A 19,927-nucleotide genomic window follows, 5' to 3' on the forward strand; every position below is an offset into this window, starting at 1 on the left:
AATTGTCTAACACCCTGCAAAACTAGCTAAATTATGGTAAAATAGATAGTAATCATCTATGATTTATCGATTAAGTTTGTATGAAGAAAGGGAAATAGAATGGCTATTATTCAATGGTTTCCTGGCCATATGTCAAAAGCGAGAAGACAGGTTCAGGAAAATTTAAAATTTGTTGATTTTGTGACAATTTTAGTAGATGCACGTTTGCCTTTGTCAAGTCAAAATCCAATGCTGACTAAAATTGTAGGAGATAAACCAAGTCTCCTGATTTTAAACAAGGCAGATCTTGCTGACCCAACCCTTACAAAAGAATGGCGTCAACACTTTGAAGCACAAGGAATACAAACACTAGCCATTAATTCAAAAGAGCAAGTTACAGTTAAAGTGGTTACAGACGCTGCCAAAAAGCTTATGGCAGATAAAATCGCTCGTCAAAAAGAACGTGGGATTCAAATTGAAACCTTGCGTACCATGATAATCGGTATTCCAAACGCTGGTAAATCAACTCTGATGAACCGTTTGGCTGGTAAGAAAATTGCTGTAGTTGGTAACAAACCAGGTGTGACAAAGGGCCAACAATGGCTCAAAACAAATAAAGATTTGGAAATCTTGGACACTCCAGGGATTCTCTGGCCAAAATTTGAAGATGAAACCGTTGCTTTAAAGTTGGCTTTAACTGGAGCTATCAAAGATCAGTTGCTTCCAATGGATGAAGTGACGATTTTTGGTCTTAATTACTTTAAAACACATTACCCTGAAAAGCTTCAAGAACGTTTTAAACAAATGAATCTGGACGATGAAGCTCCTGAAATCATCATGGATATGACACGTATCCTTGGTTTCCGTGATGATTACGATCGCTTCTATAATCTCTTTGTTAAGGAAGTTCGTGACGGAAAACTAGGTAACTATACCTTAGATACATTGGATGATCTCGATGGCAACGATTAAAGAAATAAAAGAAGAATTAGCAAAGATAACTGAACTTGAAAATCCCTTGTTTAAGAAATTTGAAAAAGATTCTCGTACTGGTGTACAAAAGGAAATTAAAAAGCGTAAGAAATCTATTCAAGCTGAAATTGATGAAAATCTCCGCTTAGAAGCCATGTTATCTTATGAAAAAGAACTTTACGTTCAAGGTATTAGTTTAATTGCGGGTGTAGATGAAGTTGGTCGTGGTCCCTTAGCTGGGCCTGTCGTTGCCGCAGCAGTCATATTGCCAAAAAATCGTAAAATAAAAGGCTTGAATGACAGTAAGAAGATTCCTAAGAAAAAACACGAGGAGATTTTTCAGGCCGTTAAGGACAATGCACTAGCAATTGGTATTGGAATTATGGACAATCAAGTCATTGATCAGGTCAATATCTATGAAGCAACTAAACTAGCTATGAAAGAAGCTATCTTTCAGCTTGACCCTCAACCAGAACACCTTTTGATTGATGCAATGAAGTTGGATTTGCCGATTTCTCAGACATCCATCATCAAAGGAGATGCGAATTCCCTATCCATTGCAGCAGCATCGATCATTGCTAAGGTTACCAGAGATAAAATCATGGCAAACTATGATCAGGAATTCCCAGGTTATGATTTTTCTCAAAACTCTGGTTATGGTACTGCTAAGCATCTAGAAGGTATTGAAAAGTACGGAGTTACACCCATTCATCGTACAAGTTTTGAACCGATTAAATCTATCATTTCAGAAACTAGTAAAAGATAATTAAAGGAGAGAATTATGGAGGAACAGTCGGAAATACTTAGTTCCAAGAAAGAATTTGCCTTCGCGTCCAGTACGATATTAGCTCAAGTAGGGCGAGGTATTATTGTTGGATTAGTCGTAGGACTTATTGTTGGGTCATTTCGTTTTTTGATTGAAAAAGGCTTTCATGTCGTTCAAGGACTATATCTAGACCAAGAAAATCTACTTCGAAATCTATTGATCATTTTATTGTTTTATATTCTAATTTGCTTGCTTAGTGCCAAATTAACACGCTCAGAAAAAGATATCAAAGGTTCTGGTATTCCTCAAGTTGAAGCGGAGTTAAAAGGTCTCATGTCTCTCAATTGGTGGAGTGTGCTATGGAAGAAATACATTCTAGGTATCTTGGCCATTGCGAGCGGACTCATGCTCGGGCGTGAAGGTCCAAGTATTCAACTAGGTGCTGTTGGAGGTAAAGGAATTGCTAAGTGGCTCAAGTCTAGCCCTGTCGAAGAACGTTCTTTAATCGCGAGTGGAGCTGCTGCTGGACTTGCTGCTGCCTTTAATGCGCCGATTGCAGGGTTATTATTTGTAGTAGAAGAAGTTTATCACCATTTTTCACGATTTTTCTGGGTTTCAACCCTGGCAGCCAGTCTGGTAGCAAACTTTGTCTCTCTTCTCATCTTCGGCTTAACACCTGTTTTGGATATGCCGGATGACATCCCTCTCATGAGTTTGAGTCAATATTGGATTTATCTTGTTATGGGGATTTTTCTTGGACTCTCAGGTTTCCTTTATGAAAAAGCCGTTCTAAATGTCGGAAAAGTCTATGATTGGATTGGCCAAAAGGTTCACATTGATAAAGCTTATCATCCAATTTTTGCTTTTATCCTGATCATTCCAGTTGGAATATTTCTACCTCAAATACTTGGTGGAGGCAATCAGGTTGTCTTATCCTTAACAGAACAAGATTATAGTTTTCAAATTCTCTTACTTTACTTTATCATTCGCTTTATCTGGAGCATGATCAGTTACGGAAGTGGACTGCCAGGTGGTATTTTCTTACCAATTTTAGCTTTAGGATCTTTACTTGGTGCTCTGGTCGGTGTTATTTGTGTCAATCTTGGCCTTGTTACCCAGCAGCAATTTCCTATCTTTGTTATCCTTGGGATGAGTGGTTATTTTGGAGCTATCTCAAAAGCACCTTTGACAGCTATGATTCTTGTGACGGAAATGGTTGGTGATATCCGTAATCTCATGCCTTTAGGTATGGTGACCCTAGTTGCTTATATTGTTATGGATTTGCTCAAAGGAGCGCCCGTATATGAAGCCATGCTAGAAAAAATGTTACCTGAATCAGCAACTGATGATGGAGAAGTTACACTGATAGAAATCCCTGTTTCAGACAAAATAGCTGGAAAACAAGTACATGAACTCAATTTACCTCATAATGTGCTTATCACAACCCAAGTACATAACGGTAAAAGTAAGACTGTTAATGGATCTACAAGGATGTATCTAGGTGATATGATTCATCTCGTGATTCCAAAAAGTGAAATTGGAAAAGTGAAAGATTTGCTTTTATAGAAGTGTTGATTTACATAATTTTTATTACGTAAAGTTATAATATATTTTGAAAGGTTTCTCTATGAAAAAAAATAAGGCAATTTTGGTATATTTGCTAGGAACATTTATCCAATTAGTATCAGTTTGTCTAGTTTTCTTTCTATTGAATCGTTACTCTGTTCAGTCTAATGTATTAACTATTTCAGGAATCATTCTAGGTGGAATTTCTTCAGCTCTTTGGGGAATAATTGTTGCTAATCGATATTTTCATATTCATTTTAAGAAGATTTTAAAAGATTTTTTTAACATTCATACTAGTTATAAACACTATTTATTATCTTTCTTCCTAATTGTATTTGATTTTTCTTTCATATTGTTTGGTGGGAAAATGTTAGAATTTAGCTGGTATCTCCCTTTTTTGATGTTCTTCAAATTTATTTTATTTGGAGGAATAGAAGAGATTGGATGGCGATATGTATTCCAACCAATTTTACAAGAACATTTGCCGTATTTCCTCTCAACAATCTTAACCTTTTTTAGTTGGGCTATTTGGCATCTGTTGTACTTTTACATAGATGGTTCTCTGGCAATATTACAATTGACGCCGTTTTTAATTGGATTACTGACAAATTCTTTCATACTATCAGCACTATATATTAAAACAAACAATCTCTGGATTTGTGTAATGACTCATTCAATTATTAATGTCTTGTCTCAACTAACCATAGATACTAATCAATACGAAACTTACTTGATAAAAATCTTCGTCATCTTAGTTTCGTGCTATATGGTAATGAATAAAAAAGAAGAGTATAGTCGTAACTGATTGTATTAGTAAACTTTCATCTTAATAAAATGAAATATAAAACTCCAAAACCAAAAAAATTTTTGGTTACAAACTATACACTAGCAAAACTAAAAGTTTATGTACAATTGACTTAACGTGAGCTAAACTATTGATACAACTGAATTAGAAGCATAAAGTACATTCTTTAAGGAGTGTACTTTATTTTTATTTTGTACATTATTTTGAAGTGTTATTTTGTATATTTTCTAGTTCATAACATCATCTGATTTAAGGAATTGATTTGTACATTTTTAATCTAATAGGTGCAGAAGAAGTAGTAGTTCAATTGTACATTTTTTGCTACTCATTTAAGGTCTTATTGATAGTAAGATATAGATTTTTACTCGTGGTGCTAGTTAATCTCAAAGTATCAAAGATTATAAGTCAGTACAATTTGCTCCATTCTCAACTGCAATCCTGTTAAGCCTTCTAGCTGGTGTTTGTTCGACATCAAAAAAAAGCACAAAGTTCTGAAAATCGAGTTTCAATAGTCCTCCGTCTCATAGCCATTAGTTTCCAATGATTATGTTGTTTAGCTCTTACCATCTTTTGACGTAAAGGCGTCCAAAGATGGTAACCTTTCTGTTTCAACTGTTCTCTGAGTTCATAGCTAAGATAAGCTAAATCAGCTAAAACATAGGGTTGAGAACAATTTTCTAGTAAGTCATCAACTGCCTTGACAGTCGATTAAACCGACTTCTTTCAAGGAGACACCCACAAGGATTCTTGTTTAGAAGCACCGAATCAATCAAGAAGGAGCATCCTGAGGTTCCAGCATTTGAAGAATATGACGAGCTACTTGAAGCAATCAAAAAATCCCTATAAAGGGATTTTTTTATACCTATAATACCTTGTGCAAAATAGTCGTATATATCAAAATCAGAGTCACGTTACCTACTATTAGACCAAAAGTCGCATGCAAGGTTTTTGATGTACCTGGCTTAAAATCTGCACTAATCAAATATGGCCAAAAGCATATCATTGGGAAAACAGCTATTAACACGCATACATAGACAGGAAAGCTTGTCCAAAGAAAGCGTGTCGTCTCTAACCAGTGACCCCATGAAGGTATCATTATTTTGCTTATAGTGAAAAGTATGCATATAAGGTGGACCATCAGAAGATAAATAGCATACTTTGTCTTACTTAGTACTTTTTTATTTTTCATTTTGCCTAATTATCCCTGCAAATTCTTCTATCGCTCTGCTGCAATATTAGAATTAAAATTGAAATTAACTATATCATTATTCGAATCAAGGTTTAAATTCATAAAATAATGATTCCAAAAGAATTCATTGTTACCTGATCCCCACTGCACGCCATAATGACCCAAATATTCATCTCTTGGCTCGCTTGGAGTCAGCCATATTTTTTTACCAAATACTTTCGTGAACTCGTTTTCGTCAAGCTTCTTTAGCAAATCTATACCATCTATATTATATGAAATTCCATATTTTTTGGCAACAGCTGTGCACTCAGAATCGAAGCAAACCTGCGTAACTACACAGTCCTTCAGCTCCGTATTCTTCCTCTTATCTCCGTAAACACCTATACATCCGAGAACTACATTCTTCTTTACAAGAAGATAGGTAGATCGCGTAACTGCTGAGTCATATGACTTAAAGCCGTTTGGTACGCTAACCCCAGCTCCTTGGTATTTAGAATAGCTCTCCGTTGTCAAAAGCTCATTATAATTAGGATAATCATGTCTACCATTTGACACATAGATTTCAAACCCCTGGTCTATCAAATCCGAAATCTTAGTCTCTGTAAGATGAATTTCAGTTCCGTCAATTTTAAGTGGAGGTGCGTTATCAGGTAGACCTATAATTATATATACAAACATCAAAAAAACGAATACCATAAGCACTGCAACGATACCTATCCAAGATTTCCCGGTTCTCCTTCGTGCATCGAAAAGCGACATTATAGAAGGCGTGATTATAGCAGCACCAATTGGCGCCGCCCCATGACGGAACATGCCCATGACCTTAAAGGCAATTACAGCGCTAATTAGTATTAAAACTATGTGCACTGCATACTCTCCTACGCTTAGCTTACTCGTCCTAGTCTGATTGTTTGCTGGGGCATCGTACACTGGAACACCGTTCTCAAAGGTGTTCTTCATTCTATAACGCAGCCAAAACAATATTCCAATAAACACAACTGCCAAGAACATTAGCATTCCGATAAAAACTAATTTTTCCATCTGTAACCTTTTTTCTGACCTAATTATCGACCATCAAAATTCATATCTAGTCTACCACATTTTGAAATTGTTTTACAATATTTACATACTTGTGCATAAATCAAAAAGTTTTAAAAGAATTTAACGACTTGGCAACAACTCAACAAAGTCTAATGAATGAGTGGGATTATGTAAATAACCTCCTAATAAAAAGTCCAACTGAAATCACAGAGTTGAGTAATATGTCTGTATGGTGGATATGTCAGGAAAGCTCAGATCATCGTTATAAAATTCAAGTTAAAGAAAGAATGACGTACAGAAAACGAAATAAAAAGGCATGTTCGATTTGCAAAGGTTACAGAAGAAAGCAAGAACATTTTATACAGTTTAAAATTGTCAAAATGTACATTTGAAAAATTTTTAGTTTTCACTTAAATAAAGTACATTTTCGTCTGAATTGAGAGTAGTCAAAATTTCTAGTGTTCACTTAAATAAAGTACATAATTGAGTATAAATGGCTAAAAAAAATTTTGGGTTACACTAGCAAGATTTAGATATTGCATATATCACCTATTACATCTTTCCGAAAAACTATAATTTTCTTGAAAAATATATCTGACTATGCTATACTACTAGTATAGAAAGATTTGGAGAAAAACATGAAACGTGAAATCTTATTAGAACGGATTGATAAACTCAAACAAGTCATGCCCTGGTACGTCCTGGAATACTATCAATCAAAACTAGCTGTTCCATACAGTTTTACGACCTTGTACGAATACTTAAAGGAATACGATCGATTTTTTACCTGGGTCTTGGAATCTGGTATATCGAATGCTGACACCATGGCTAATATTCCTTTGAATGTTCTTGAGAACATGACCAAGAAAGACATGGAATCTTTTATTCTTTACTTACGTGAACGTCCTTTACTCAATGCTAATACGACAAAGAATGGTGTCTCCCAAACAACTATTAATCGAACATTATCAGCATTGTCTAGCCTTTATAAGTATTTGACTGAGGAAGTTGAAAATGAGCAAGGAGAACCTTATTTCTACCGCAACGTCATGAAGAAGGTAGCTACCAAGAAAAAGAAAGAAACCTTGGCGGCCCGAGCTGAAAATATCAAGCAAAAGCTCTTTTTAGGCGATGAAACAGAGGGATTTTTGAATTATATCGATGAGGAATATCCTAAAACTCTCTCTAATCGCGCTTTATCCTCTTTTAATAAGAATAAAGAGCGAGATTTAGCCATTATCGCACTCCTTCTCGCCTCTGGCGTCCGTCTCTCTGAAGCCGTTAACCTAGACCTTCGTGACCTCAATCTTAAGATGATGGTCATTGACGTCACTCGAAAAGGTGGAAAACGTGACTCGGTCAATGTTGCTGCCTTTGCTAAGCCTTATCTAGAGCAATATCTTGCTATTCGAGACAAACGTTACAAGACAGAAAAGACTGATACAGCCCTATTTCTGACCTTGTATCGAGGTGTTCCAAACCGAATTGATGCTTCTAGTGTTGAAAAGATGGTGGCTAAGTATTCGGAAGACTTCAAAGTCCGCGTGACACCCCATAAACTACGTCATACATTAGCAACTCGTCTCTATGATGCCACCAAGTCACAAGTTTTGGTCAGCCACCAGCTGGGACATGCCAGCACACAAGTTACCGACTTGTATACCCATATTGTTAATGATGAACAGAAAAATGCCTTGGATAGTTTGTAATGGCACATAATATAATTTATGTAATATTTGTAAAAAGAGCGTTAGATAATCAAAAATCTATCGCTCTTTTATTATTCTATAAAAATTCAATCCAATAATTTCTGTGTGGCTCAATGATAACTGGTTTTCCCCAAAATGACTTTAGATAAGCCAGATTCGCAGGGCTGATGGGTCTTTTCTCTTCGTTATACTTCTCAGCACTTTCTTTCGTTAAAAAGCATTTAACAGCTTCATATGGCGTACCGTCACTAGCTGTACGATCAATACCCATATAAGCAATTTCATCACCTCTTTGAGGACTGTCAGTGAGAAGTTTTCCAATAAAGTAGACTGTTTTATTTTTCATTAATTCATAAGCTTTACAATTTTCAAGTCGGTTATTCGCTACTGCGTACATAATACAAAAACTATCCACGATGTCTTTCATTGGCATTAACGCTTCTTTGCTTACGATGATTTCCTCAGGAGCAAGACCCCCAATAATCAAGTCTTTAAAATGAGCTTGCTGAATAACATTGTCTAAGGCCATTCCCAGAGGGATTTGTACAGCTTGAAAACCTAAAGGTTCTAACTCTTGTCTTTTCTTATCGAAGTGTTCTTGTGTGATACTGACATTCAAATCGTATGGATTTGTAGTTTCTTGTTTCTTAAAAAATGCTACCACAGTACGATCTAACTGTTCAAATAGACCAAGATTTTCAACTGGAATCTTTATCATTATTAATTTTTCCTCTATATATTTAAAATTTCCACTATATTATACTCTCATGATGATCGATTATCAAGTTTAAATAAGAAAGAAATCCACATTACATGGATCTCTCTTTCTTTATTCCACCACTGCCTCAGCAATTTCTTCTGCAGTGATTCCTGCGAAGTAACGCCCTAGGTTAATGGTTTGAAGAGCTTTGAGGACATCTTCACGTTCGTATTTAACACCACGAAGGACATCTTCTACAGCTGCAACGTCTTCGATACCAAAGAAGTCACCGTAGATCTTGATGTCTTGAATTTTTGACTCAATAACGTTAGCAAAGATTTCAACCTTACCGCTTGGGAATTTAGTTCCACGACGGACATTATATTCAGGTGATTTACCATAGTTCCAGTCCCAAGTCCCAAACTTAGTTTCCTTGATACGATTGATTTCAGCCAATTCCTCATCTGAGAAGACATACTCTGTCATTTCAGGGTATTCTTTTTTCATGTATTCCAAAAGTAGGTCACGGAATTCTTCTACGGTGATTTTTTCTGGCAATTCATCTACGATATTGGTTACACGTGCGCGAACTGATTTAACACCTTTTGATTCGAACTTATCTTTAGACACTTTAAGTGCGTTAGCAAGGACTGACAAATCAACGTCGAAGAGAAGGCAACCATGGTGCATGATACGTCCGTTAATATAAGCTTGCGCATTTCCACAGAATTTCTTACCGTCGATTTCAAGGTCATTGCGGCCTGTAAATTCAGCTTTAACACCAAGTTCTGCCAAAGTGTTGATAACTGGAGTAGAGAAGCTCTTGAAGTCAAAGGCCTTGTTTTCATCTTCTTTTGAAATGATTGTATAGTTAAGGTTGTTCAAATCATGATAAACTGCTCCACCACCACTGATACGACGTACTACTTCAATTCCGTGTTCACGAACGTAATCACGGTTGATCTCTTCGATGGTATTTTGGTGACGACCTACAATAATAGATGGTTTGTTAATCCAAAGAAGGAAGATTTGATCTTCGTCCAAAAGGTGTTTAAAAGCATATTCCTCTAAAGCAATATTAAAGGCAGTGTCATTTGAATGATTGATAATATATTTCATAGTATTTCCAAAAAATTAATTTTTAATTTCTATTCATAGCAATACAATTTTCAAAAAGTAGTAAAAAGAAATGCAACGTGTTATCGTTACATTTCTCGGAAAAATTGAGACAAGAGACTCAATTTTTAGGCATGGAACTCTAATAGAGATCGCTGCCGTCCGTACTACTTTAAGAAAATTTTATTAAAAGACTTATTTATTTTTCTTAGGTGAATGGATGGCCATTCCAAGAACATCTGCAAAGGCTTCGTACATTACTTCAGAGTATGTTGGGTGTCCGTGGATAGTATTAAGCATTTCTTCAACAGTGATTTCCATTTCAATGATACTTGACGCTTCGTTAATCAATTCAGCTGCTGCAGGACCAATGATGTGAACACCAAGGATTTCACCGTACTTCTTGTCTGCAATGACCTTAACGAATCCTTGAGCCGCATCTGATGCAATCGCACGACCGTTAGCCGCAAAGTTGAATTTACCAATTTGAACATCGTATTTTTCACGAGCTTGTTCTTCTGTCAAACCAACTGCTGCAACTTCTGGAAGTGTGTAGATAGCTGCAGGAGTCAAGTTCAATTTGGCAACAACGTGATTTCCTTTAAGAGCATTTTCAGCTGCTACTTCACCCATACGGAAGGCAGCGTGAGCCAACATCTTAGTACCGTTGATATCACCTGGCGCATAGATACCTGGAACAGAAGTTTCCATGTATTCATTGACCTTAATACGACCACGGTCTAATTCAAACTCAACATCTCCGATACCTTCAAGATCTGGAACACGACCGATTGAAAGAAGGGCTTTATTCGCGATAATATCATCTTTTCCTTCAACCTTGATACGGAGTTTTCCATCTTCTTCAATGATTTCTTGGAGTTTCGTATCTGTCAAGATTGTCATACCTTTACGTTCAAGAATCAAGCGAAGGTTCTTAGATACTTCCGCATCCATAGCTGGAACAATACGGTCCATCATTTCGATAACAGTAACTTTTGAACCAAAGGTCATGAAGGCTTGTCCAAGTTCGATTCCGACAACACCGCCACCAATAATCACAAGACTTTCTGGTACTTCATTCATTTCAAGGATGTCATCACTAGTCATCACAAGAGATGATTCCATACCAGGAACGTTGATTTTGCTTACTTTTGAACCACCAGCAAGGATGATTTTCTTGGTTTCAAGCAATTCAGAACCATTGACTAGGACGTTCTTATCCTTAGTGATAGTACCAATACCTTTATGAACATCAACTCCATAGCTACGAAGAAGTCCTGCAACACCACCTACAAGGGTATTGACAACTTTAGATTTTGTTTCTAAAAGTTTGTCCATATCAACTGTGAAATTAGGATTTTCAATTACGATACCACGATTTGCTGCATGACCGATACTCTCGATAATTTCGGCGTTGTGAAGGTAAGTCTTAGTTGGGATACATCCACGGTTTAAGCAAGTTCCACCAAGTTCAGATTTCTCAACAAGAGCAACCTTACCACCTAATTGAGCTGCTTTAATAGCAGATACATAACCAGCAGGTCCACCACCGATAACAACGATGTCGTAAGCATCATCACTCTTACCATCATCGTTTGAGGCACTTGCTGCAGGTGCTGGGCTAGCTTCTGGTGCAGCCGCTCCAGCTGTTGGGATATTTTCCCCTTCTTCACCAAGATAACCGATAACTTCAGTAACAGGAACAGTCTCTCCATCACCTTTTAGTATAGCGATTAAATAACCGTCTTCTTCTGCTTCCAATTCCATGCTGACTTTGTCTGTCATGATTTCCAAAAGGATTTCTCCTTCTTTTACAAATTCTCCGACTTTCTTATTCCATTGGACGATTTGTCCTTCTGTCATATCCACGCCGGCTTTTGGCATAATTACTTCTAAGGCCATATCTTACTTCCTCTATCTATATTTCTAAAACAAATATTTTAAACCAACATTGAGATTGGGTTTTCAATCAAAGCTTTCAAATCCTTCATAAATTTAGCACCAGCCATACCATCTACGACACGGTGGTCAATTGTCAATCCAAGACTCATAATTGGACGAATTACGATTTCACCATTTACTACAACTGGTTTCTCAACTGTTGAGCTAACACCGAGGATGGCTGAGTTAGGTTGGTTGATGATAGGACCAAATGATTGAACCCCAAACATTCCCAAGTTACTGATGGTGAAAGTTGAATTTTGCAATTCGCTAGGAGCTAGTTTACCATCTAAGGTACGTCCAATGGCGTCTTTAAATGCAACTACCAACTCAGACAAGCTCATTTTTTCTGCATTATAGACAACTGGTGTCATCAATCCATTATCCATACCAACTGCCATCGCAAGGTTGACATAGTTGTGAGTGATAATTGTCTTACCGTCTTCAGTCAACGAAGCGTTGATGTATGGATGTTTCATAAGAGTCTTAACAACAGCAAGAGAAAGCAAGTCTGTCACAGTGATTTTCTTACCAGTTGATTCCATAATTGGATCAAGAACTTTCTTACGAAGGGCAAGCAATTCAGACATATCTACATCATAGTTAAGCGTAAAGGTTGGAGCAGTTAAGTATGACTCAACCATGCGTTGAGCAATAACCTTACGCATAGGAGTCATCGGAATGCGTTCGATTTCTCCATAAGGCGTTACGTTGTCTGGAACTTCTTCCACTTTCTCAATTTGAGCAGGTGATTTAATGGTGTCATTTTCGATATTTTCAGGAAGATAGGCCAAAACGTCCTTCTTCATGATTTTACCACGATGACCTGTTCCTTGGATTTCTTGCCAAGCAATATTATGTTCTAATGCAATTCGTTTTGCGAGTGGTGAAATGCGAACCACGTTAGTGTCTTTATATGTTTCCACGTCTTCTTTGTGGACACGACCGTTTGCGCCTGAGCCAGAAATATCGTAGAGATTAATCCCTAAATCATCTGCTAATTTTCTAGCCGCAGGAGTCGCTCTTAGCTTATCATCAGCCATGACCTCTCCTATTCTATTATAAGATACTAAGGGCGTCAAAAGTCACAGTGAAAATAGGAAACTGGACGAAGAAACTTTAGTTTCTAGGAAAGTTTATCTTTTTCACACAGACTTTAGCCCGAGTTTAATTTTATGATGCAAAGGGCATTTAAAAGCGACTGAAAAATAGGAAATCTACGCAGACTTCGATGAAGTCAAGAAGATTTATCTTTTTTCCGAGCTTTTAGCCCGTGCTCTAATCTAAGATATCAAGGACGTAGAGGACTCTGCACCTAAAAGATACAAAGCTTCTCGTCTAATTAATTTTGTTTACATAATTTATTTTATGTATTACTGTTTATTATGAGTTTTACGGATTGCATCTTTGATGCTTTCAACTGTTGGGATCATTGCGTTCTCAAGGTTTTGTGCGTAAGGCATTGGTACATCTTCACCTGCGCATCGACGAATTGGTGCATCCAAGTAATCAAATGCTTCTGATTCAGAAATGATAGCTGAGATTTCACCGATAAAACCACTTGTCTTGTGGGCATCGTTGACAAGAACTACTTTTCCAGTCTTCTTAACTGAATTAATGATGATGTCTTTATCAAGTGGAACCAAAGTACGTGGGTCTACTACTTCTACTGAGATGCCTTCTTCAGCCAATTCTTCAGCTGCTTGCATGACACGACGAAGCATTTTACCGTATGTTACTACTGTTACATCAGTTCCTTCGCGTTTGATTTCTCCAACACCAAGTGGGATAGTATAGTCTGGATCAACAGGAACCTCACCTTTTTGGTTAAATTCGGATTTATATTCAAGAATGATAACAGGGTTGTTGTCACGGATAGAAGACTTAAGAAGTCCCTTCATATCAGCTGGTGTACCTGGAGCTACAACCTTCAATCCTGGGATATGAGTAAACCAAGATTCCAATGATTGTGAGTGTTGAGCTGCAGAACCAACTCCGTTACCAGCTGCACAGCGGATTGTCATAGGCACTTGACCTTTACCGCCAAACATGTAACGAGTTTTAGCAGCTTGGTTGACGATATTATCCATGGCAATAACTGAAAAGTCCATGAAAGTCATATCAACGATTGGACGAAGCCCTGTCATAGCAGCACCAGCTGCTGCACCTGAAATTGCCGCTTCAGAAATCGGACAGTCACGAACGCGTTCTGGACCAAATTCTTCAAGCATACCTACTGAAGTTCCGAAGTCTCCACCGAAAACTCCGACATCTTCACCCATCAAAAGAACATTTTCATCACGACGCATTTCCTCAGACATAGCAAGGATAATGGTATCGCGGAAAGACATTAATTTAGTTTCCATATTTTCTCTACTTCTCCTTAGTCTGCGTAAATATCTTCAAATGCTGATTCGAGTGGAGGGAATGGACTTTCTTCTGCAAATTTAACAGATGCTTCCACTGCTTCCTTGACCTGTGCTTGAATTTCTTCAAGTTCTTCTTCGCTAGCAATCTTATTTTCAACAAGGTACTTGCGAAGATTTTCGATTGGATCTTGTTGTTTCCACTCTTCTACTTCTTCACGTGTACGATATTTACCTGGGTCTGATGAAGAGTGACCAAACCAGCGATAGGTTACACTCTCAATCAATACAGGACCTTTTCCAGAACGAACATGGTCTACTGCTTTCTTAAATCCTTCGTAGACATCTATTACATTGTTTCCATCGGGGATAAACATTCCAGGAATACCATAAGCTGCACTACGCTCATAAATATGCTCCACATTTGTCATTTTCTTAATGTCTGCAGAGATTCCATATCCGTTATTGATACAGTAGAAAATAACAGGAAGGTTCCAGATTGAAGCCATATTCACCGCTTCGTGGAATACACCTTCGTTAGTCGCTCCATCACCAAAGAAGCAGACAACAATCTTTCCAGTATGTTTCATTTGTTGAGTAAGGGCAGCACCTACTGCAATCCCCATACCACCACCTACAATACCGTTGGCACCAAGGTTACCAGCATCAAGGTCGGCTATGTGCATTGATCCACCCTTACCTTTACAAGTCCCTGTGTATTTACCAAGGATCTCAGCCATCATTCCATTGAGGTCAATACCTTTAGCAATGGCTTGACCGTGACCACGGTGGTTTGATGTAATCAAGTCATCTTCATTAAGAGCTAACATAGCCCCAACGTTAGCTGCTTCCTCACCAACAGAAAAGTGCGTCATTCCTGGCACTTTCCCTTTTTTTACTAATTGTGTAATCTTCAAGTCCATGCGACGGATTTCTTCCATCTTACGGAACATCTCAAGCAAAAGATTTTTATCTAAAGTTGACATAATCTTGCCTTTCTAAGTTTAATTTCTTAAATTTCTATTCTAACTTATAGGTTAATGAGAGTCAAAGAATATGCTTGCTATTTTTTTACAATATAAAAAAACTATTTCACAAACAATTTTTCAAGGTTTTTCACCAAATTATTTGAATCTTTTCATAATAACTTGTAAACGCCACTGATAAAGAAGACCACTGACAATTAAACTTACGATGAGACCTATCCAATAAGAATAAGCGCCTAGATTTGTCGAATAGTCCAAAAGCCATCCTAGAGGAATAGCTACCCCCCAGTAACCAAGGAGTCCGAGATAGAAAGGTATGACTGTATCTTTATAACCTCGTAAAATACCTTGTAACGGAGCTGCAAATGTATCAGCCAACTGGAAAAATAGGCTATAGGTCATAAAACTAGCTGTCAATTGAATGAATTCAGGATCATAACCGTAAAGTCTCGCAACATTTTCTCGGAAAATATACAAAAAGGAGAGAGTCAAAACGGCGAATACCATAGCAGATAGACGTCCAATTTTGATGTATTTTTTAGCATCTTCTAGCCTTTTGGCTCCAACTTCGTAAGACACCACAATCGCCATTGCTGTTGAAATACTCATCGGAAAAGCATACATGAGTGACGAAAAGTTCATCGCGGACTGATGGCTAGCAATAATCAACGATGAAAATTTAGCCATAATCAAACCAACTGCTGAAAAAATAGCAACCTCTGCAAATACAGTTCCACCTATCGGTAAGCCTAATTTGATTGCTTCTTTTATTTTATCGCCGTCTAAGGGTAATCGTTTCTCTAAATGCAGTTCTTTCAATTTTTCCTGTTTAAGAAGGACTAGTATGGAAATCCCCAGCAATGCCCAATAAGCTAAAGATGTACCAAGACCCGCTCCTGTACCTCCTAACTCAGGTAAACCAAAGGCTCCATAGATTAGTAAATAGTTAAAACCACTATTTAAAGGTAACAATAAAAGCATTAAATACATGGATAGTTTGGTCAGTCCTAGCGCATCCAACAGTGATCGAATTACACTAAATAGTAAAAGTGGAATAATCCCGATTGCTAAAAACCATAAATAGCGTACTGCTATATCTGCTACTGCTGCTTCTAAACCCATATTGTTTAGAATTAGTGGCGCAACAAGAAAAACTAAAGCAAATAGAACAATTGATAAACCAAGTGAAAGATAAAGAAATTGATAAAAATCAGAAGCCACTTCATGTTTCTTTCCTAGACCCAAATGATGTCCAACTATAGGAACCAAGGCTGAGACAATACCAGTTAGGAAGGTAAAAAAAGGATTCCATAGACTTGTCGCCATTGATACCCCTGCCAAATCTATGGTATTATACTGGCCAGTCATGGTCGTATCGACAAAGGAAGCCGAGAAATTGGCAAATTGGTAAACTAAAATTGGAAAGAATATCTTAAGAAATAAGATAAATTTGTCTTTAAAATGATGGGTTGGGTACATATCGTCTCTCTCTAATTAATGATTCGAAAGAGCAGATTTCACCTAGTTCTTATAGACAATCTGTCCATTACAGATTGTGTATTTGACCTGCCCTTTCAAAGATTCACCGATAAATGGTGAATTCGCTGCTTTAGAAGCAAAATGACTATCCACGATTCGGTCCGCTTTATCATCAAAAATTGTAATATCCGCTGGACCGTTTTCTGATAGATAACCTGCTTCAAAGTTATAAAGTTTTGCTGGGTTGTAGGACATTTTTTCTAACAATTGCATTAAACTCAACTCGCCAGTTTCCACCAAATAGGTTAAACCTAGTGACAAAGAAGTTTCCAAGCCTGTCATACCTGATGGAGCTTTGGTAATATCCTCAACATTCTTTTCGTCTGCATGGTGAGGCGCGTGGTCAGTAGCAATGACAGAAATGACTCCAGATTTTAAACCTTCAATGACGGCGCGACGGTCTGATTCCAAACGAAGAGGAGGATTCATCTTAGCGTTACTTCCTTTAGTCAAAAGCAGAGCTTCAGTCTTAGAAAAATGCTGGGGTGCTACTTCTGCAGTTACGTTAGCTCCCAAATTTTGAGCAAACTCCACAACCTTGACACTTTCTTCCTTAGACAAATGCTGAATATGAACATGAGCCTTAGTTGCATTGGCAATCATGACATCACGAGCAATCATAGCGTACTCTGCAACTCCTGTTGCACCGCAGATATGAAAATGCTCTTTAGCGATATTCTCGTTAAAACCAAGCGTACCATTCAAGCCAGGATCTTCTTCATGAAGACTAATAAAAGTATTTAGTTTCTTCGCTTCTTCCATGGCTTCCTTGACAACTTTACTACTTTCAAGCGGTATGCCGTCATCAGAAAATCCAACTGCACCAGCATCTAACAGAGCTTTAAAGTCAGTTAAGTCTTGACCATTAAAGTTTTTGGTAATTGTAGCCACAGACTTAATGTTAATCTTTTCCTTAGCTGCAGATTGAAGAACTTCCTCTAAAGTCTCAACATCTGATATAGTTGGATTGGTATTAGCCATCATAACGACAGTTGTAAAACCACCTGCTGCAGCCGCTAAAGCACCTGTATGAATGTCTTCTTTATGAGTTTGACCTGGTTCACGAAAATGAACATGGATATCTACCAATCCAGGTGCAACCACAAGTCCAGTGGCATCAATGACTTGAGCTTCATCCTTATCAATTTGAGGAGCAATTTGAATGATTTTTCCTTCATCAACCAAAACATCACAAACTTGATCCCAACCAGACTTGGGATCCATCACACGGCCGTTTTTGATTACTAACATAACAATACTCCTTTATTCGTAGAAATCCACTTGGGTATCCAATAACTTATCACCATCATAGACAAACTTGGCTGAAAAGAAGGGTTTATCTTCTAAAAGCCACTCGACAAAGGTATGGTCCCCTTCCCAGGTCGGTTTGCTTAAAACTTCATCGTAAGGAACCCATTCTAAGGTCCCTTCATTACAGTCAATCAAATCACCCTCAAACTCAGTCACCTTAAAAACGTATGTGTACCAGTCCAGGTCTGGTGTAAACTCAGGAAAGGTAATAACTCCCTTTAGTACTGGTTTTGCTTTCAGACCCGTTTCTTCTAAAATCTCACGGGCAGCACATTCTTGTGGAGTTTCCCCGCGCTCTAACTTTCCACCTACACCGATCCATTTTCCTTCATGGACATCATTAGGCTTTTTATTGCGATGGAGCATGAGTAATTCTTTTCCGTTATCAATGTAGCAAATTGTCGCTAACTGAGGCATATTGTCTCCTTATCTAAGCCAATCGATTGGCTCTTGTCCTGTTTCTTTTAAGAATGCATTAGCCTTAGAAAAAGGCTTGGAACCCCAAAATCCTCTGTAAACAGAAAGAGGACTTGGATGAGCTGATTCGATAATTAAATGCTGAGGATTGGTCACCAATGATTTCTTCTTACGTGCATAAGCACCCCAAAGAACAAATACTACTGGTCTATCTAGATTATTGACGACCTTAATCACAGCATCTGTAAAAGGTTCCCATATCTGACCAGCATGACCATTTGCTTGGCCTTCTGGCACTGTTAAACATGCATTAAGGAGTAAGACTCCCTGCTCAGCCCAAGCTGTCAAATCATGCGATTTCTTAACTCCGATATCGTCTGACAGTTCTTTTAGAATATTTTGCAAGGAAGGAGGTGCTGGGATCGAATCAGGAACTGAAAAACTCAATCCCTGAGCTTGACCAGGTCCATGATAGGGATCTTGGCCTAGAATTACCACTTTAACCTCTTCCAGAGGAGTCGTCAAAAGAGCCTGAAAAACCTTTTCTTTGGGCGGATAAACAGTTCCTTGAGCATAAACCTGCTCCATAAAGTGATTGATTTTCCCAAAATAACCTTCAGGTAATTGCTCTTTAATCAAAGCATGCCAAGATGAGTGTTGCATCTTAATCTCCTTTATAGTATCCATCTAAAAGCACGTTTTAATTCATCCGTACCATTTTTAAAAAAGCATAAACCATGTGCGAGTATGATTTTATCCGGTTTCCAGTTTAACATACGGGAAAAGGAAACCTTTGCTTCCCTTTGTCTTCCTAAAAAAGTCATCCGATAATCGATAGGAGTTTGACCATCAGGGGCTGTTACACGAGCTAAACGATAGAATTTTCTGCGGATTGGACTAGCTATTTTTTCTGGTTCAAAATTCTCTATAAGGTCTGTTACAATAAGTGTTTTAGTTGATTTATGAAAAAACACGACCTCTTCGATGACAGAACTTCCCTTAAAAATAAACTGTTCAATCTCATCAGACCATAAGTCAGGAGCCTTATCTGTTAAGGAAGCTTCAAATTTCACCTTGACATTCTGACTTTTCGCTCTCTCTTCAACTCCTGGACTAGACCATGCTTGCGCATGAGGATATCTTTTTCTCCAATCTGCAATATAGGCGTAGTGAATCTTATTTGGTGAAATCAGGTAAGCGACTTTGCCCAAAGCGTCTAGTTCAGTAAACAGTCCCTCATTTGGCGCAATCGGAGAGTGAATCCAAAGTTTGCCATCATTTAACTTAACCACCGTCATACGTGTCTGAAAAGGAAGCTTGAAGATCTTCATATCCATTTGAATCAAATCACCATCTACTATCCAAATATTTTGATCAACTTCCTTTAGTGTATACAATGGTTCATAAAGAGAAAGTTCTGGCCTTGACATCATTAACTACTCCTTCGTTTATACTGCCTCTATTATAGCAAAAAGTGGCTATCTAAACCACTTTTTACAGTTATTAATGCCATTATCCTTCTCG

18 protein-coding genes and 1 pseudogene are annotated in these 19,927 nt (G+C 37.7%); 6 read left to right on the forward strand and 13 right to left on the reverse strand.

Features of this window, described 5'->3' with window-relative positions:
• Positions 1-99: 99 nt before the first annotated feature.
• The 4 genes from ylqF (at position 100) to GOM46_RS04285 (ending at position 4,088) form a co-directional block, all read left to right on the forward strand.
• A complete protein-coding gene (gene ylqF / locus GOM46_RS04270; RefSeq protein ID WP_006150686.1) occupies positions 100-951 on the forward strand; it encodes a ribosome biogenesis GTPase YlqF in 852 nt (283 codons plus the stop codon).
• A complete protein-coding gene (locus GOM46_RS04275; protein WP_006150723.1) occupies positions 938-1,717 on the forward strand; it encodes a ribonuclease HII in 780 nt (259 codons plus the stop codon). The genes ylqF and GOM46_RS04275 overlap by 14 nt, the downstream gene beginning before the upstream one ends.
• A gap of 15 nt (positions 1,718-1,732) precedes the next feature.
• The gene (locus GOM46_RS04280; RefSeq protein ID WP_006150668.1) at positions 1,733-3,283 is read left to right on the forward strand and encodes a ClC family H(+)/Cl(-) exchange transporter; all 1,551 of its coding nucleotides are present in this window, start codon (positions 1,733-1,735) and stop codon (positions 3,281-3,283) included.
• A gap of 61 nt (positions 3,284-3,344) precedes the next feature.
• Complete coding sequence (locus tag GOM46_RS04285) at positions 3,345-4,088, forward strand: CPBP family intramembrane glutamic endopeptidase (RefSeq protein WP_006150728.1); 744 nt, start codon at positions 3,345-3,347, stop codon at positions 4,086-4,088.
• A gap of 391 nt (positions 4,089-4,479) precedes the next feature.
• Here GOM46_RS04285 and GOM46_RS04290 read toward each other — a convergent pair.
• A pseudogene (locus GOM46_RS04290) lies at positions 4,480-4,790 on the reverse strand (transposase); the annotation flags it as partial.
• Positions 4,791-5,304: 514 nt separating this feature from the next.
• Positions 5,305-6,318, reverse strand: coding sequence for a hypothetical protein (locus GOM46_RS04295; protein WP_235083277.1), 1,014 nt, complete (start codon positions 6,316-6,318; stop codon positions 5,305-5,307).
• Positions 6,319-6,470: 152 nt separating this feature from the next.
• On the opposite strand from GOM46_RS04295, the gene GOM46_RS04300 reads away from it, so the two are divergent.
• Together GOM46_RS04300 and xerS are read left to right on the forward strand one after the other, a co-directional pair.
• Positions 6,471-6,710, forward strand: coding sequence for a zinc-ribbon domain-containing protein (locus GOM46_RS04300; protein WP_025170022.1), 240 nt, complete (start codon positions 6,471-6,473; stop codon positions 6,708-6,710).
• A gap of 246 nt (positions 6,711-6,956) precedes the next feature.
• Complete coding sequence (xerS, locus tag GOM46_RS04305) at positions 6,957-8,027, forward strand: tyrosine recombinase XerS (protein ID WP_006150680.1); 1,071 nt, start codon at positions 6,957-6,959, stop codon at positions 8,025-8,027.
• Positions 8,028-8,103: 76 nt separating this feature from the next.
• Here xerS and GOM46_RS04310 read toward each other — a convergent pair whose 3' ends face one another.
• The 11 genes from GOM46_RS04310 to GOM46_RS04360 form a co-directional block, all read right to left on the reverse strand.
• Entirely contained in the window at positions 8,104-8,745 is a 642-nt protein-coding gene (locus tag GOM46_RS04310) for a hypothetical protein (protein ID WP_006150666.1), read from the reverse strand.
• 111 nt (positions 8,746-8,856) lie between these two features.
• A complete protein-coding gene (locus tag GOM46_RS04315) occupies positions 8,857-9,846 on the reverse strand; it encodes a lipoate--protein ligase (RefSeq protein WP_006150700.1) in 990 nt (329 codons plus the stop codon).
• Positions 9,847-10,038: 192 nt separating this feature from the next.
• Entirely contained in the window at positions 10,039-11,745 is a 1,707-nt protein-coding gene (gene lpdA, locus GOM46_RS04320; RefSeq protein WP_006150673.1) for a dihydrolipoyl dehydrogenase, read from the reverse strand.
• Between the two features lie 38 nt (positions 11,746-11,783).
• Positions 11,784-12,827 carry a dihydrolipoamide acetyltransferase gene (locus GOM46_RS04325; RefSeq protein ID WP_006150720.1) on the reverse strand — a complete coding sequence of 348 codons (1,044 nt, stop codon included), beginning with the start codon at positions 12,825-12,827 and terminating at the stop codon, positions 11,784-11,786.
• Between the two features lie 330 nt (positions 12,828-13,157).
• On the reverse strand, positions 13,158-14,150 hold the full coding sequence (locus GOM46_RS04330; RefSeq protein WP_006150669.1) for an alpha-ketoacid dehydrogenase subunit beta: 993 nt from the start codon (positions 14,148-14,150) through the stop codon (positions 13,158-13,160).
• Positions 14,151-14,167: 17 nt separating this feature from the next.
• The gene (locus GOM46_RS04335; RefSeq protein ID WP_006150688.1) at positions 14,168-15,136 is read right to left on the reverse strand and encodes a thiamine pyrophosphate-dependent dehydrogenase E1 component subunit alpha; all 969 of its coding nucleotides are present in this window, start codon (positions 15,134-15,136) and stop codon (positions 14,168-14,170) included.
• Between the two features lie 138 nt (positions 15,137-15,274).
• On the reverse strand, positions 15,275-16,615 hold the full coding sequence (locus GOM46_RS04340; RefSeq protein ID WP_235083278.1) for an MATE family efflux transporter: 1,341 nt from the start codon (positions 16,613-16,615) through the stop codon (positions 15,275-15,277).
• 42 nt (positions 16,616-16,657) lie between these two features.
• A complete protein-coding gene (locus GOM46_RS04345; protein WP_006150730.1) occupies positions 16,658-17,926 on the reverse strand; it encodes a dihydroorotase in 1,269 nt (422 codons plus the stop codon).
• A gap of 12 nt (positions 17,927-17,938) precedes the next feature.
• Positions 17,939-18,403 carry an NUDIX hydrolase gene (locus GOM46_RS04350; RefSeq protein WP_001135768.1) on the reverse strand — a complete coding sequence of 155 codons (465 nt, stop codon included), beginning with the start codon at positions 18,401-18,403 and terminating at the stop codon, positions 17,939-17,941.
• Positions 18,404-18,412: 9 nt separating this feature from the next.
• Positions 18,413-19,066, reverse strand: a complete 654-nt coding sequence (locus tag GOM46_RS04355; RefSeq protein ID WP_006150691.1) for a uracil-DNA glycosylase — start codon at positions 19,064-19,066, stop codon at positions 18,413-18,415.
• A gap of 11 nt (positions 19,067-19,077) precedes the next feature.
• The gene (locus tag GOM46_RS04360; RefSeq protein WP_025170021.1) at positions 19,078-19,833 is read right to left on the reverse strand and encodes a DUF4336 domain-containing protein; all 756 of its coding nucleotides are present in this window, start codon (positions 19,831-19,833) and stop codon (positions 19,078-19,080) included.
• Positions 19,834-19,927: the final 94 nt, after the last annotated feature.

The sequence above is a fragment of the Streptococcus infantis genome (assembly GCF_021497965.1).
In the GTDB taxonomy this organism is placed as follows: Bacteria; Bacillota; Bacilli; order Lactobacillales; family Streptococcaceae; genus Streptococcus; species Streptococcus infantis_B.

Coding starts and splice junctions, on each gene's coding strand:
- ylqF (WP_006150686.1), top strand. CDS start 100: ATGGCTATTATTCAATGGTTTCCTGGCCATATGTCAAAAGCGAGAAGA.
- GOM46_RS04275 (WP_006150723.1), top strand. CDS start 938: ATGGCAACGATTAAAGAAATAAAAGAAGAATTAGCAAAGATAACTGAA.
- GOM46_RS04280 (WP_006150668.1), top strand. CDS start 1,733: ATGGAGGAACAGTCGGAAATACTTAGTTCCAAGAAAGAATTTGCCTTC.
- GOM46_RS04285 (WP_006150728.1), top strand. CDS start 3,345: ATGAAAAAAAATAAGGCAATTTTGGTATATTTGCTAGGAACATTTATC.
- GOM46_RS04295 (WP_235083277.1), bottom strand. CDS start 6,318: ATGGAAAAATTAGTTTTTATCGGAATGCTAATGTTCTTGGCAGTTGTG.
- GOM46_RS04300 (WP_025170022.1), top strand. CDS start 6,471: ATGAATGAGTGGGATTATGTAAATAACCTCCTAATAAAAAGTCCAACT.
- xerS (WP_006150680.1), top strand. CDS start 6,957: ATGAAACGTGAAATCTTATTAGAACGGATTGATAAACTCAAACAAGTC.
- GOM46_RS04310 (WP_006150666.1), bottom strand. CDS start 8,745: ATGATAAAGATTCCAGTTGAAAATCTTGGTCTATTTGAACAGTTAGAT.
- GOM46_RS04315 (WP_006150700.1), bottom strand. CDS start 9,846: ATGAAATATATTATCAATCATTCAAATGACACTGCCTTTAATATTGCT.
- lpdA (WP_006150673.1), bottom strand. CDS start 11,745: ATGGCCTTAGAAGTAATTATGCCAAAAGCCGGCGTGGATATGACAGAA.
- GOM46_RS04325 (WP_006150720.1), bottom strand. CDS start 12,827: ATGGCTGATGATAAGCTAAGAGCGACTCCTGCGGCTAGAAAATTAGCA.
- GOM46_RS04330 (WP_006150669.1), bottom strand. CDS start 14,150: ATGGAAACTAAATTAATGTCTTTCCGCGATACCATTATCCTTGCTATG.
- GOM46_RS04335 (WP_006150688.1), bottom strand. CDS start 15,136: ATGTCAACTTTAGATAAAAATCTTTTGCTTGAGATGTTCCGTAAGATG.
- GOM46_RS04340 (WP_235083278.1), bottom strand. CDS start 16,615: ATGTACCCAACCCATCATTTTAAAGACAAATTTATCTTATTTCTTAAG.
- GOM46_RS04345 (WP_006150730.1), bottom strand. CDS start 17,926: ATGTTAGTAATCAAAAACGGCCGTGTGATGGATCCCAAGTCTGGTTGG.
- GOM46_RS04350 (WP_001135768.1), bottom strand. CDS start 18,403: ATGCCTCAGTTAGCGACAATTTGCTACATTGATAACGGAAAAGAATTA.
- GOM46_RS04355 (WP_006150691.1), bottom strand. CDS start 19,066: ATGCAACACTCATCTTGGCATGCTTTGATTAAAGAGCAATTACCTGAA.
- GOM46_RS04360 (WP_025170021.1), bottom strand. CDS start 19,833: ATGTCAAGGCCAGAACTTTCTCTTTATGAACCATTGTATACACTAAAG.